We start from the raw sequence: 14,393 nt of genomic DNA on the forward strand, positions 1-14,393 counted from the left end.
ATAGTCATATTACTATACCAAATAGACTAGGAGCTTCCGGACTCTATGGACCCTTGCACTATCAAGACGGTAAAATGCGGCTATGTCGAGGCTGCGGGCCGTCTTGTGCACTATCGGTTCTGTGGGGCCGGTCCGGCAGTGGTGCTGCTCCATGATTCTCCCCGCTCTTCGCGGCTGCACCTGCCACTCATGCAAGTTCTCGCCACGCGGTATTGCGTGTTCGCCCTTGATACCGCTGGATACGGTAATTCCGATCCGCTGGACATGGAAGAACCGGCGCTACCTGATTTCGCGCACGCGCTGGGCAAGGCGCTGACTGCATTGGGGCTGGAACAAGCCCCAATCTATGCCACCCACACCAGCGCGAAAATCGCACTCGCCTTGGCCGTGCGCGAAGGGCAGATGTCGAAGCTCATCCTTGATGGGCTGTCTATTCCCGATCAGCTTGCCTCTGAGGCTTTCTTGCAAAAATATATGCGACCCTTCGCACCCGAAGCCACCGGCGCATGGTTGGGCGCAGAATGGAGCCGCACACGCGATATGCTGCGCTGGTTCCCGTGGTTCGCCACAAACCCGCAGAACCGTATCGCGATGGAACCTCCAACGCCCGAGTGGTTGGAAGACTACGGGATCGACCTCTTCAGCGCCGGACCGCACTATGCAGGGGCCTACACTGCCGCAATGCGCTGGAACCCGCTGGACGATTTACGGGCCGTGAAGATTCCAACAGTGGTTGGCGCGCGGACGGAGGATGTGCTTTATCCACATCTGGACAAGGTGCCCTGCACCGAAAACGCTGCGCTTTCGGTGCAGCGCCTTGGCCCCGATCGCGACAAGTGGGCGCAGTGGATTTGCGACGCACTGTCATCGCCCGCCCCAAGAAAACCAGCGCTCGCAAGCTTGCCATTATCGCAAAACCGGCGGGGCTATCTCTCGCTGGATCAAGGCAATGTCCATTGGGAGTGCTATCCGGCCAAAGTCAAAACAGATTTGCCGGCCATCCTGGTTCTGTCCGCACCTTCCACGCTCGAGGCGCATTGTTGGGCCAAAGCCTTATCAGAACACCGCAAAGTATTGGTACCCGACCTTCCCGGCTTCGGTGATTCTGATGCCCTTTCCGAGCCGGATGCAGATCAAATAGCCTTTGCGCTTGCAGCACTGGTCGGCCGGCTTGAAGAGGATGCCTGCGATGTCCTTGCCATCGGCTTGGCTGCCCCCATCGGCGCGCGCATGGTAGCCAGACACAAGGGTCTGGTCCGTGCGCTTGCAATATGGGGGGCGCCTTCATTCGATCCACCTTCGTTGGAAACGCTGTGCCCGCCTGTCGCTTTCGATGCGCTGGCCGGATCGCACCTCCATAGCTTCTGGCACATGCTCCGTGACAGCGCAGTGCAATGGCCTTGGTTCGATGCCCGACCCTCGTCAGCTCGCCCTGCACCAGACGTGCCAGAGGCTTCGGAATTGCATCGCGCGCTGACCGGAATGCTCAAGCAGCGGACAAACTATGCCCAACCGGTTGCAGCAGCCCTCGCTGCGCATGATCCCTCGACATGGCAGGCCGTAAATGTGCCAACACTGGTAGCCGTCGGACATGATCCCGCAATGGCTGGCGCAGCATCGCTTCTCGATCTCTTGCCAAACGGGACGGCATTTATTGCGCAGCAGAGACTAGACAACGCAGCACAGGCACTAGCACTTGCTCTGCAAAAAGTAGGTTCAAGCGCGTTTGGAGAGATCATCGGATAGTGAGCATTGCAGCCCCCACAACATGGCCCCGGCAATCCTATGCCTGGTATGTCCTATCTCTGCTAACGCTCGCCTATGCGCTGGCAATCCTTGACCGTGTTTCCATCGCGCTTCTGATCGAACCGCTGCAACAGTCTCTGAAAATAGACGACACCCAGTTCGGCCTTTTGCAAGGCATGGCATTCAGCATTGTCTACAGCATGCTGGGCCTGCCGCTTGGGATGCTTTCTGACCGGCGTCGCCGCGTGACGCTGCTATTCGGCGGGCTGGCCTTGTGGAGTGCCGCAACAATCGGTTGCTCCTTTGCCACCAACTTCCAGGAACTGTTTATTGCGCGGATGCTGGTGGGTGTGGGCGAAGCGGCGCTGGTGCCTGTCGCAACTTCGCTTATCGCTGACTATTTCACCCCCAATATCCGGCCAAAGGCCTATGGCATATTCGTTACCGGCAGTTCGCTGGGAACGGCAGCGGCCATGGCGATGGGAGGCCTTTTTCTCGACTGGTCGGAGAAGCTGATTGCTGGGATGCCAGGCCTTTTCGGCTCAATGCAACCTTGGCAGATGGTGTTCGTGCTGTGCGGCGCACCAGGGCTACTTCTTGCGCTGGTGCTAATTCTGACCGCGCGCGAACCTGCACGGCAGGGTGGCGCAATTGCGACCGAACCCATCAGTTTGAGGCCGGTAATGCGCTTGTTTATCAAGCGGCCTGGCGCGTTCGGCCTCTTCATGTTGGGCGCAGTGCTGAACCTTGTTTGCGTTTACGCCATTATTGGATGGTTCCCAGCGCTGTTCATCCGCGCGCACGGTTGGAGCGCGGCAGAAACTGGCAAGACTCTGGGGCTGGTTGGCCTGCCCATTTCGATCTTCGCGGCAGTGAACAGCGGCTGGGTGATGGCTTGGCTCAATAAGCGCGGATATACCGACGCACCGATCCTGTGCGCGATGGGCTGCGCGCTGTCGATGGTCGTGTTCGGTACGGCTGCCTGCCTTGCGCCCACCGGCAATCTTGCGCTGGTGGGATATGGCCTCAACGCACTGTTCCTCAACTGGAACACGTCGGCGGTTTATACCGGCTTTGCCCAGATCACCCCCAACGCGCTGCGGGCGCAAGTCATGGCATTGCAGACCATCGCATCGGGTCTGGTCGCACTGACGGCGGGCAACTTCATTGTGGGCTATTTGTCCGATACCGTGTTCACCAGCCCCACCGGCATCGCACAGGCGCTTGGTACGGTGTTCTTTTGCTGCGGCCTCGCTGCGTTTCTGATCCTGATGGCCAGCCGCCGCAGCTTCCGTGAAGCGTCAGCCGAACTGGCCGCGACGCAGGCTTGATGAGCGAAACTCTAACCCAAGGCTTATTGGGCGATCTGCACGCCATTCTTGGCCAAAATGGCCTGTTGACCGACTGCGACAGTCTATCACTGCACGGATCGGACCTGCTGGACGAAGGCGCGCCATGCATTGCCGTAGTGCGCCCGACCAGCGTCGAAGACTTGACACAGGCCGTTGCGCTTCTTGGTGCAGAAGGCATTGCGATGGCACCGCGTGGCGGCGGTTTGACGTATGTGGGCGGTTATACGATCGCAAACAAAAGCTTTGTGGCCATCGATCTGGCAAAGTTGAACCGGATCATATCCATCAGTGAAGAAGACATGATCGTCACCGTGGAAGCGGGAACGACATGGCGGCAGATACATGAAGCGCTCAAACCGCTTGGGCTGCGTTTGCCATTCTTCGGCACATTTTCTGGCGCACGGGCTACCGTTGGTGGCGGACTTTCGAATGGTGCCCTGTTTCTTGGCACCGCGCGCCACGTCTCTGCTGCCGAAGCTGTCATTGGCATGGAAGTGGTGCTGGCCGATGGCACTTTGCTGCACACCGGACAGCAGAGTGTGCGGCGCGCGCCCAAACCGTTCATGCGTACTTTTGGGCCCGACCTTACCGGCCTGTTCGTGCACGACGCAGGGGCGTTGGGTATAAAAGCGCGCGTAAGCCTGCGCCTGATCCGCGCTCCCAAGGCCAGTGGCTATCTGTCTTTTGGCTTTGCCGATCAGGCAAGCGGCATTGCGGCCCTGTGCGAAGTGTCGCGCAGTGATCTGGCCGAAGATGCCTATTTGATGGACCCGGACAAGACGCGCATCGCACTTGCTGGCCCAACAGACCTTGTACGCGATGCGAAAGTTTTGGCTAAAGTGATAGGGCAGGAAGGCGATCTGCTGAAAGGTCTGCGTGCCGGAGCCAGGCTGGCCGTGGCCGGGCGTTCGTTCATTGCCGATGGCTGCCATTCGCTTCATCTGGTGCTGGCCGGCCGCAGCGACGCTGCCGTAGCGGCAGACATGGCCACCGCACGCGAAATCGCCGCCCGTTTTGGCGGGGCTGAACTGCCCGATTCCATCCCGCGCGCAGGCCGCGCCGATCTGTTCAACCCGGTGTCCACGATGGTGGTGGGGCCGGAAGCGGACCGCTGGATCGCGCTCAATGCCAAAGTTCCGCATAGCGAAGCGCTGCGACTGACAGAGGCAATCGAGGCGTTGCTGGCCCGCCACAAACCCGCGCTCGATGCTGCCGGGGTCATCGTCTCACGCCTGTTGACGGTGATGGGGACGCATGCTTTCAGTTACGAGCCGGTCATTAACTGGCGCGATAGCTGGCTGCCGCTGCACCGTGATATTCTGAACGGCCAGAAAAAGCTGACCGAACCGCCCTCTGCACCCGCTGCACGCGCGCTGGTCATGCAGGTGCGGGCCGAATTGATCACCCTTTTTGCAGAACACGGCGCGGCATCAAACCAGATCGGGCGGACTTACCCTTACGCATCCGTCATGCGCCCTGCACCTCTCGCACTGCTGCAAGCGGTAAAGCGCGCGCTCGATCCCAAGGGGGTTATGAACCCCGGCGCACTTGAACTCTCCTGACCTCTTCAAAGAACAAACATGGCCCGACCCCACATCGAATTCATTCATACCCAATGCGTGAGTTGGACCCGTCGCGCCGATGGTGCCGAAGAAAAGGTGCTGAACGCCGATCCGTTAACCGATGAAGCAACGCTGATCGTACGCTATCCCCCCGGCTACCGCGCGCCTGCCAATCCAAAGGGAAACGGCGCGGAAGAATTCTTTGTGTTGGATGGTGCCATAACGATCGACGGTGAGGCTCGGCGTGCCCACGCCTATGGCTTCTTGCCACAAGGTTCAGCCCTTGGTTTCCGCCAAACAGAACATGGAGCGGTCCTACTGGTCTTCCGCCACGCCGTTGGCAATCCCGATGCAATGACCGGAACCGCAGACGCCATCGCCATCCTCACCCCCGCCATGCCATGGGATGTATCAACCTATGACCCCAAGCTGATCCATCTGCGGCTTGCTCGTAAGGTGCTGCGGCTTGGCCCCAACAACAGCGGGCGCACTTTCCTGCTTACCGGAATGGCCCATGGCGTTCCGCCAGAGGGCACCACCCTGCCCGCCGAGATGCACGATCACGCCGAAGAAATGTTCATGTTGCAAGGGGCGATGTGGGCTCCAGAGGGGCGCATGGGGGCAGGAGCATATTTCTATCGTCCGCCCGGCATCCTGCATGGACCCCATGTTTCGGAGCATGGCTTCCTGCAAATCATGCGCTCACCAGGCGCAAACACCATCGTCACGCATTGGAGCGATACGCAAAAGGCCCTGCCAGTTGGCGCACCCTATCGTCCCATTTTGCCTGAAGGCACTCCAGTTGATTGGGCATGCACAATGCCGCCGGAAACCCTCTGGTAGAATGCAAAACGGCCCCCGGAACTGGTCCGGGAGCCGTCCACATTCTATCTGATTGCGAATGCCAATCAGCGCTTCAATTCAACCAGTTCATACCAGGTCTGCATGTAACCGCCAACGCCACCCTGCACGAAGATTGAATCGTCGTCGGCCGTCACCCACACCTGATACGCCGGGTGTGCGTGGCCGCTGATCGAAATCATGCTGGCATCTTCATCCGAAAATTCATACTTGTAACAATCGAACGTGCCCGCCGGAACCGTGACAGTTTCCTCGCCAACATAGGCCAGGTTGATTTCGGATTTGGCAATCAACGGCGGGGTTGCACCGCGATGATCGGGAGATGGCAGGAAGCACGGAAACTTGCGCTTGTGCGGTCCCTTGCTGCGGTCCATCTTGCGGGTGATGTAAGCGTCTGCGACGATGGGATGCGTGCCGAAACCGTCGAACGGGCCATCAATCACCATGGTTTGCGAAACACGGCCGATCGACGGGCCATAGCTTTCACATTCGATGGTGTCCTTGTTTACGATGAACAGGCCCGATCCCATGAATTCGTCACCGATCACCAGACGCACAAAGCAGTCCATCGGGCGGTCGTTTTCATCAAGGCTGTACACGATGTCGCGATGCACGGTCGGTGCCGGCTCGTCGATTTCACAACGCGCGCGCAGGGTGCGCTTGCCATCGGTGTGGTGCGTCCAGGTGAACTCTTCGCGCCCACGCTCTTCGCCTTCGCGGCCTTCCTTGCGCGAGGTGTATAGTACCTTGCCAGTGATGGTCCGATGCTTTTGCAATGCAAATCTCCCTTACGTTATAGGTCAAACGGGCGTTGCGATGCCCAGGAAACAGGCGATGAGCACAACCACCCACAGCACCATCACGGTGGGCTGTGTGATGGCGATGACCCCGGCGATGGCGCGGTCACCCTCGGGTGTCGGGCCGTTTTCACGCAAGGCGATGATCGCCGGGAAAAGTGGCACCAGCTGTCGGCGCACCAGCAGGCCGATGGAGATGCAGGTTGCCAGCGCCAGCAGCTTGAGCGAAATGAACAACGGCAGCGCGATTGCGCCCATCAGCCCAGCCACACCGCTGCCAATTAGCCCGGCCAGCACCACATAGCGCACAGCAATGTCCACGCGCTTGTACCCCGCACCCGCAGGTCCGTGCTTCAAATGCACCGTCCACGCCAGCGCCAGCCACGCCAGACCAAGCGCCCATACCAGCATCGCGGCAGACACAGGCAGATTGATCCACCCTTTCGCCACCGCAAGGCCGAACCCGGTGGGGAACGCCATAATCAGCATAGTGCGCGGAGCCATGTCGATATTGTTGAGAATTTTCAGCGCCATCATGCGTTCAGGCACTGAGCGCGCCGGATCAATCATGAAGCGCGATCCGTAGAATGCGCCCAGATCGCCGCCCAACCAATAAATCGGAATAAGCAGGTGCAGCAGCGTCAACAAGGAAAGACCGAAGTCCATGCTTAAGCCTTTCCAACAAAGAAGGCGACCATCGCATCATGGCGCGCAGCGCGGAATTCGGCCGCATCAAGGCGGGGAAGCGCCACAAAGCTACCTTCGGCCAACAGCTTTTCCAGTGCTACGCTTGAGTCGTAAAGCGGGTCGTTGACCGCCGCCGTCACCAGCGTTGGACAGGAAATCAGTTCCATACGCTTGTCAGCAGGCCATTTGAATGCGGCGCGATAGTTCAGGTGATAGGTCGTACTGGCCTTCATCACCTCGACAATCCATGCATGGAGATCAGCGGCGCTGCCAAGCCCGCCATCGCGGCGGCCCGCACGGGTGCGGCGATACCATGGGAAAAACACATATTGATCGCGGCAGAACTGGAAAAGCCGGGCAAGATAGGCCCCGTCCAGATCCGGTTCGAACGGGAAGGCGTAAGTGGCCAGAATTTCGTCCAACTCCTCACCCACCATCAGGCTAACGCCGTCCAGCACCAATGCTGATATGCGCTCCGGCGCAAGGATCGCCAGTTCAGCGGCAATCGCCGCACCGGTGTGCGAGCCGTAAACGCGCACCTTTTGCAGACCCACAGCATCCATGAACGCCAGCGCTGCCGCCGCCAGTTCGGGGATGGTCGGCTCCTGATCGGAAAGCGCGTCGCTATCGCCGTTGCCCGGCGTATCGGGCGCATAGACCCGTGCTTCGGCGGCGAAATCCTCGATCAGCTTCACCTGCTGGCGCGAACTTCCCGGTGAAGCATGCAGCACCAGCAAAGGCTCACCGTTTTGGCCTGCATAGCGGTAGTGCATCTGGCCATGCGGTACGTCCACAAAGCCGCGCTTGACTGCCGTGCCGCCCATCAGATTTCTCCGCCTTCTACAACTTCGAGCAGCGCGCCTTCAGGCGTCAACAACACACCAGTGCGCTTGCCCCCATAGATCGCGCCTTCGCGAACCACCGGGGCACTCGCCCAGTGGCCTTCAAGCCGTGCGAAATCAGGATAGAGCATCGTCGTGATTGCAACGCCCGGCGGCAGCGCGCCCTCGTGGCGCGGGCGCTTGGTCGCGGCATCGGGATACTGGTCCAGTTCAAGGAACACCTGACCAGCGCCGCGCGCCGTGGTCAGCTCGGTCTTGGCCGTTTCGGGCAGACCGAATGCTTTTTCAATCATGGAATAGCGGATTGCGACCGGATCGATCATTGGCAGGCCCAGCACGTCCTTCACCCACTGCGCCGATTTGCGCAGATCTGGGCACGCAAGCACCATGATGAACGGACGGTCGACCAGCGATTGCGGCTGCGGCAGGCCGGAATCCGGTCCCGGTTGCAGGATCTCGGTCAGGTACACCGTTTCCAGATCGGCCCCGCGTACTTGCATCGGCTTGACCGTAGCAAATCCGTCAAGTGGCTTGGGCGGGCCGATCACCTCGAACGGGCTTTGCAGCATCCGTTCGTTTACCGCTTCAACATTGGTCACACACAGCTCGATGGCTGCCCAACCATAAGTACGGATCGGTACATAGTCTGGCACCGGATCGCCTTCGACAAAGCGCAGGAACACCTCTGCCCTTGATGCCGGTTGCAGCACAGCGAAACGGCGTCCGCCGCTGGCGGGAGCGTTCCATGCTGCAGCAAGGTCGTGCGACACTTCGCCCTGTTCGACCGTGCGGTAATCCATCCAGCTTTCGTACCGCGTGATGGCGTCGTCTAGATCGCTGACAACGTGGGTGGCGCACTTCAATAAAGTCATATCGATTCCCTGCCGTGTCCAGCATATTTGATATAGATATAATACAAATGCAAGCGTCTATCCCATCATTCCACTTGCAACCAACGCCGCTATGGCATCTTTGCAAGCGGGCAGCGCCGCTATGGCGGTGGCCAGCGGCCCATGAGCGGTCCCAAGGTTTGCAAATTCAAGGCATCCCAGTGCCTTGGCCATATGCTGTGCCTCACTGAGCGGCCATTGCGGAGATCCGAACTGCGCGTTTACATCCTGCGTCAGCACGCGCCCATCTGCCATATGCGCAATAGCGCGCGCAGGGACGAAAGCGGCCAAATCGGGGTTGTCATCGGCAATCACAGAAATTTTCGCAGCCAACTCCAGAACCGCCGGATCATCCAGCGCTTCGCGGGTGAAATCGCCCAGCGTCACCGTTCCGCGCAGCAGGGTAACAGCAGCCAGATATTGCATGCACAATCGCGCATAACCCGGCTCCATCCCCGTTTGGGCAGGACGACCAACCAGCCGATGGATCAGCGGCGGCGCGTGGTATTCAAGCCGCTCCAGATCGGCCGCGCTCAAACCCTGCGTGCTGCACAATTGCTGCACCGCCATGATCCCACCGTGACCCGCGCGCCCGGTGGGGAACGGCTTCCAGCTCACCTCGGTGATCCGTTGACCCTGCCCCAGCCGCGCCAGCGCAGGGGCAAGTTCTTCGCGAACTTCCAGCAGCGCAAAGTAGCCGAATGGTCCGTCGATCGGATGCGCGACGCCCGGCATTCCGCCCCGCGCCAAATCTATGGCAACAAGACTCCCACGTGCAGCATTCGCCACCTGTACAGGCAGCGCGGGCTTGCCTTCGACATGTGCCTGCATGGTGCCCGAAACCAACGCCAGCGCATGGCCGAACGCATCAAGCGCCACTTTGCGAGGCATGGCGCGCAAGGCTGCAATCGCCGCCACACTGCCAAAGATTCCCGCGGTCGCCGGACGGAAGAATTTCAGGGCATCTGGCGCAGCAATTCCCAACGTCACCGCCACGTCCACGCCCGCAACAATCGCCGTCAAAAACTGCTCACCCGTTACCGGATCGCCCCGCTCCGCTTCGGCAAGAAGGGCTGCCAGGACGGTCGCCATCGGGTGCAACACAGCCGATTCATGCACGCAGTCATATTCCTGCCCGTGAATCTGGAACGCATTGATAAACGCAGCCGACGGTGCCGGCAGCCGCACCCCCGGCCTGCCCAGCACAGATGCAGCATCGCCCAAGCCCCAGCCCTGGACCATCTCCAGCACCGCGTCGGCGTGCGCAGCATTGCGTCCCGCCATACCCACGGCCAGTGAGTCGTGCAGAAAAGTCAGCGTCCGCGCGCGCACCTCATCGGGCAAGTCCGCCCATCGCAGCGACAGTGCATGGTCGATCAGCAGATGTGCCGGATTTGCCCCCCCCGTCATATCAGTGCGGCTCCTCGCCACCCGAAACATTCATGCTCTCGCCGGTAATGTACGATGCCTCGGCCGAGCACAGGAAAGCCACCGCATTGGCCGTGTCTTCCGGCAACCCCGGGCGGCCCAAAGGAATGCGCGCGGCCATGTTCTTGAGATACTGTTCGACACTTATACCCTGAACCGCAGCAAAGTGTTCGTTCTGCCATTTGCCAAGGCCCGTGGTAACGTGGTTCGGGCATACGTTGTTGACGGTAATGCCATGCCCGCCCAGTTCAATCGAGGCGGAGCGCACCAGCCCGACCAGCCCGTGTTTCGATGCGGTATAGGCCTGTGCATGCATGAAACCCGATTTCGCCGCCTGACTAGCGATGTTCACGATACGCCCGCCTTTACCCTGCGCGATCATCACTTCAGCAGCAGCCTGAAGCCCGAACCACGCTCCGGTCAGGTTCACGTCGATCACCGCGCGCCAGTCATCCGCCGAAACCTCGCCCAGTGGCTTCATGATATAGCCGATCCCGGCGTTGTTCACCCAGATATCCAGCGAGCCGTGCGTAGCAACAGCATGGGCGGCAAGCGCGCGCACCTGATCCGGGTCGCGCACGTCACAGGCAAAGGTCGAGGCAGTGCCGGGCATCGATTCGGCCACTTCGCGCATTTCCGTCTCGGCCCCGATCATCGCATCGGGAGTGGCCGAATCGCGCGATCCGCCGATATCGGCAATGACAACGCTCGCGCCTTCTTCGCTCAGGCGGCGAGCAATCGCTTCACCCAAGCCCTGCTTGCGGCCCGATCCGGTAATAACCGCAACTTTGCCCGCAAACTTCACGCTACCACCTCTTCGGTGGTGAGAAACGTCACCTCAACCATGCCACCGAATGCTGCAGCCACTTCGCCCATTGCTGCGGTGGAAACATCCTGCTCGAACTGCGCCATGTCATTGATATCAAGCACTTCGATATAGCCGAACGGCGGTTTGGCATCGCTGCCCATCACACCAGTCGTGCGGAACACGCGGAAGCTTGCGATGGAAGGCAGTGCATTCACGGTAGGAATATCGGTGCTGCGCGCCCAGTTAAGGTAATCCTCTTCCGAAACGCCGGGTTTCAGGTTGAAAACTGCGAAAATGTGCATGGGGTCCGTCCTTACTTTGCCGCCTGCCGGTCAATGCCTTCCATGAACCTTGCTTCTGGCGGAACGTCAATATAGTATATCAATATAACAAATGAGGAAGACCGTGAACGCTTCGCGAAATCCCAAGCCCCTCGGCGCAAACGATCCTAGTGCTGCATACGATGGTCCCCCGGACTATCGCGTAATTGGTCGCCACGCGGTTTTCCCGGAAACTAGCCATGACGAGATCGAGCGGATCAACTTCCTCGCGCAGATGAACCGGCACCTTGCCGCGCGCGTTGTGCCGGGGGTGAAGGCTGCATACGATTCGCGCGTCGTGCCTGAATTTGAGGCCAAACATGGTCGGGCTATGGCAGACCGCCACGAAGCACGCCGCGCCATGCTCGAAGATCCAGCTTTCCAGACATGGTCAGCCCTGCGCCGTATGACCATGGAGCAACGCCAGCAGGCTGGCCGGTGGAGCGCCCTGCGCCAGCGCGAAAAGCTCAATGCCATTGCCGCAGACCTGACCGAAGACGATCCGCGCCTGACACTCGATCCTTCGCTGCCGATCCCGCGCTATGTTTCTGCGGTGGATCACCATTGCATGCCCGGCAGCTATCACACCGAATACTTCCCTGACGATGTGGTCAACGGGGCGAACTACGATCACGCAGGCTTCGTCACTACTGGCGGCCTGCTGGGCAAATACTCAGATGGCGGCGGCCATGCCGTCGTCAAATGGGTCAAGCGCAACCTGCCCGATTTCGATCCGCAGACGATCCTCGAAATCGGCGGCACGGTAGGGCATTCGTCACTCCCGCTGGCGCAGGCTTTTCCGCAAGCGGACATGACCATCGTCGATCTTGGCGCACCCGTTCTGCGCTATGGTCTTGCCCGCGCGAAGTCCTTGGGCGTCAATAACGTGCGCTTCGTACAGGCCTGTGGCGAAGACCTGTCGATGTACCCGGATGCCAGCTTCGACTGGATCCAGACCACGATGTTCTTGCACGAACTGTCCACCAAGGCTCTGCGTGCTATCTTTGCCGAAACGCGCCGCTTGTTGAAACCGGGCGGCATCGTGCTGCATGTTGAACAACCGCAATATGCATCGGGCATGCCGCTTTTCGAACAGGCGATGCGCGATTGGGATGCGTTCTATAACAATGAACCGTTCTGGAGCCGCATGCACGAAATGGACCTGGACGCGGAAATGGTCGCTGCCGGATTCGACAAGGACAAGTTGATCCACGGTGGTGTAACCGGCGTGGTTGATCGCGAGCTCTTCCCCGATGCGGAAGAGGATGACACCGAAGACTATGGCCGCAAGGCGGCATGGCACGTGATCGGAGCTGTGGTATGAGCTTTGCCGATGCATTGGCGGGGGCGGGGGCAAAGCCCGCAGGCAAGCGTCCCTATTTCCTTGAACCACAAGTAGAGCGGGTTCTGGCCATCACGATGGCCATGGCGCAAGAACTGGCCGTCGCCCGACAGCGCGCAGATACCCTCGAACGTCTGCTTCTGGCCAAGGGTGTGCTGACGCCGGGCGAGATTGACGCCTTCGTTCCTGACCGCGCCGCATCGGCAGAACGCCAAATGTGGAATCAAGAATTCATCGCCCGCATCCTGCGCATCGTGCAGCAGGAAAATGAAGCGGCGATCGGCGGCGGCAGCGATGTCGCTTCGGGCGAGGTCGGCGAAGAATTGGCACAAGAGGGATGATCCCTGATTTCGAATATGTGATCCCGGTGCTGGTCATCGGCGGCGGAGCTTGTGGCTGCATCGCTGCGCTTTCGGCCCACGAAACAGGCGCGCAAGTGCTGCTGGTGGAGCAAGACGAGCGCCCGATGGGCAGCACAGGTATGTCGCAAGGCCTGATCTGTGCCGCCGGCACCAAGGCGCAGGCTGCAAAGGGCATCGAAGACAGCGCGGATCGCTATTTCGAAGACATCATGGCCAAGACCAAAGGCCTGACCGACCCGGTGCTGGCCCGCGCCATTGCCGACCACTCCGGTCCGACTGTCGACTGGATGGTCGAGTCCCAAGATCTGCCATGGCAGCTAGATACCGGGTTCCGCCCGGTCTATGGCAATTCCACTTTCCGCGTGCATGGCTGGCGCGGGCACGGCGGGCAGGACATGGTCGATCTGCTCCACGCGCGCATTGCAGATGCAGGAATCGACATTCTACTCGGTGCAAAGCTGGTCGAAGTCCACGCGGATGAGACAGGCCTTATCCACGGCGTCACGCTCGAACGCCGTGACGGCGCACGAGAACTCGTCGGCTGCAAAACGCTTATCCTTGCCTGCGGAGGCTTTGCTGCCAACCGTGCAATGGTCGCGCAGCACATGCCCGAGGTCATCCACGCCCGTAACAACGGTCATGAAGGCAGCCAGGGAACCGGCATTGTCATTGCGAGGCAACTTGGTGCCGCACTTGGCGATATGGGCGCCTATCAAGGCTATGCGATGCTCACAGATCCGCAGGGCATTTCCGTGCCGCCTGGGGTTCCGGTCGAAGGCGGCGTTTTGGTCAACGTCGATGGGAACCGTTTCACCAACGAGGTGGAAGACATCGCTGGAATGGTCCACCCAGTATTGGCGCAACCCGGCGACCACGTGTGGGTGGTGTATGATGCGCGTATTGAAGCCGCCGTTGAATATATCCCCGAAATGCAGCAATTGATCGCGTTAAATGCGCCTCGCAAGGCCGATACATTAGCAGACCTTGCTCGCCAGATTAACGTGCCTGCCGCTGCCTTGACCGCCACTCTGGCCGAGGCGCGCACAGCGCAAAGCGAAGATCGTGCGGACAGGCTCGGCAGAGCATGGGGCACCGACCTGCCCCCGATTGCTCCTTATCGCGCGCTTAAAGTTATCGGAGCGATCTATCACACGCAAGGCGGCCTCCAGATTGACGGCACGGCTCGCGTGTTGCGCGAGGATGGCACCCCGCTGCCCAATCTGTTTGCTGGTGGCGGCGCAGCCCGATCAGTCTCCGGGCCTGCCCATTGGGGCTATCTGCCTGCCATGGGACTTGCCACCGCAGTAACTTTTGGACGCCTCGCCGGACTAAAAGCTGCGACGTTGGCGCACGAAACCGCAGATCCGTAAGCGTGCTTGCGCAACGGAATTTATTT

The 14,393-nt window shown here is 60.0% G+C and carries 14 protein-coding genes; 7 read left to right on the forward strand and 7 right to left on the reverse strand.

Annotated features, from left to right (window positions below):
- The first annotated feature begins 45 nt into the window (after positions 1-45).
- Genes IP81_RS14045 through IP81_RS14060 form a run of 4 tightly spaced genes read left to right on the forward strand, consistent with a single transcriptional unit; the run spans position 46 to position 5,503 of the window.
- A complete protein-coding gene (locus IP81_RS14045) occupies positions 46-1,746 on the forward strand; it encodes an alpha/beta fold hydrolase (RefSeq protein ID WP_054108637.1) in 1,701 nt (566 codons plus the stop codon).
- Positions 1,746-3,077, forward strand: a complete 1,332-nt coding sequence (locus IP81_RS14050) for an MFS transporter (protein ID WP_231626809.1) — start codon at positions 1,746-1,748, stop codon at positions 3,075-3,077. The genes IP81_RS14045 and IP81_RS14050 overlap by 1 nt, the downstream gene beginning before the upstream one ends.
- A complete protein-coding gene (locus IP81_RS14055) occupies positions 3,077-4,660 on the forward strand; it encodes an FAD-binding oxidoreductase (protein WP_054108639.1) in 1,584 nt (527 codons plus the stop codon). Before IP81_RS14050 ends, IP81_RS14055 begins: the two co-directional genes overlap by 1 nt.
- A gap of 18 nt (positions 4,661-4,678) precedes the next feature.
- Complete coding sequence (locus tag IP81_RS14060; RefSeq protein ID WP_054108640.1) at positions 4,679-5,503, forward strand: cupin domain-containing protein; 825 nt, start codon at positions 4,679-4,681, stop codon at positions 5,501-5,503.
- A 65-nt stretch (positions 5,504-5,568) separates the two neighbouring features.
- Here IP81_RS14060 and IP81_RS14065 read toward each other — a convergent pair whose 3' ends face one another.
- From IP81_RS14065 to IP81_RS14095, 7 genes are read right to left on the reverse strand one after another with little or no spacing between them, the layout of a single operon-like run.
- Complete coding sequence (locus tag IP81_RS14065; RefSeq protein ID WP_054108641.1) at positions 5,569-6,297, reverse strand: hypothetical protein; 729 nt, start codon at positions 6,295-6,297, stop codon at positions 5,569-5,571.
- Between the two features lie 24 nt (positions 6,298-6,321).
- Positions 6,322-6,984, reverse strand: a complete 663-nt coding sequence (locus tag IP81_RS14070; protein ID WP_054108642.1) for a hypothetical protein — start codon at positions 6,982-6,984, stop codon at positions 6,322-6,324.
- A 2-nt stretch (positions 6,985-6,986) separates the two neighbouring features.
- The gene (locus tag IP81_RS14075; protein WP_054108643.1) at positions 6,987-7,829 is read right to left on the reverse strand and encodes an alpha/beta fold hydrolase; all 843 of its coding nucleotides are present in this window, start codon (positions 7,827-7,829) and stop codon (positions 6,987-6,989) included.
- A complete protein-coding gene (locus IP81_RS14080) occupies positions 7,829-8,719 on the reverse strand; it encodes a hypothetical protein (protein WP_054108644.1) in 891 nt (296 codons plus the stop codon). Before IP81_RS14080 ends, IP81_RS14075 begins: the two co-directional genes overlap by 1 nt.
- 57 nt (positions 8,720-8,776) lie before the next feature.
- On the reverse strand, positions 8,777-10,147 hold the full coding sequence (locus tag IP81_RS14085) for an MmgE/PrpD family protein (protein ID WP_054108645.1): 1,371 nt from the start codon (positions 10,145-10,147) through the stop codon (positions 8,777-8,779).
- Position 10,148: 1 nt separating this feature from the next.
- A complete protein-coding gene (locus IP81_RS14090; RefSeq protein ID WP_054108646.1) occupies positions 10,149-10,970 on the reverse strand; it encodes an SDR family NAD(P)-dependent oxidoreductase in 822 nt (273 codons plus the stop codon).
- A complete protein-coding gene (locus tag IP81_RS14095; RefSeq protein ID WP_054108647.1) occupies positions 10,967-11,275 on the reverse strand; it encodes an REDY-like protein HapK in 309 nt (102 codons plus the stop codon). The genes IP81_RS14090 and IP81_RS14095 overlap by 4 nt, the downstream gene beginning before the upstream one ends.
- A gap of 103 nt (positions 11,276-11,378) precedes the next feature.
- Between IP81_RS14095 and IP81_RS14100 the strand changes: the two genes are divergently transcribed.
- Genes IP81_RS14100 through IP81_RS14110 form a run of 3 tightly spaced genes read left to right on the forward strand, consistent with a single transcriptional unit; the run spans position 11,379 to position 14,367 of the window.
- Entirely contained in the window at positions 11,379-12,617 is a 1,239-nt protein-coding gene (locus tag IP81_RS14100; RefSeq protein ID WP_231626811.1) for a class I SAM-dependent methyltransferase, read from the forward strand.
- Complete coding sequence (locus IP81_RS14105) at positions 12,614-12,976, forward strand: hypothetical protein (RefSeq protein WP_054108649.1); 363 nt, start codon at positions 12,614-12,616, stop codon at positions 12,974-12,976. The genes IP81_RS14100 and IP81_RS14105 overlap by 4 nt, the downstream gene beginning before the upstream one ends.
- Positions 12,973-14,367 (forward strand): FAD-dependent oxidoreductase, encoded by a 1,395-nt coding sequence (locus IP81_RS14110; protein WP_054108650.1) that lies wholly within the window; start codon positions 12,973-12,975, stop codon positions 14,365-14,367. The genes IP81_RS14105 and IP81_RS14110 overlap by 4 nt, the downstream gene beginning before the upstream one ends.
- The last annotated feature ends 26 nt before the right edge of the window (positions 14,368-14,393 follow it).

Source organism: Novosphingobium sp. AAP83 (genome assembly GCF_001295795.1).
In the GTDB taxonomy this organism is placed as follows: domain Bacteria; phylum Pseudomonadota; class Alphaproteobacteria; order Sphingomonadales; family Sphingomonadaceae; genus Novosphingobium.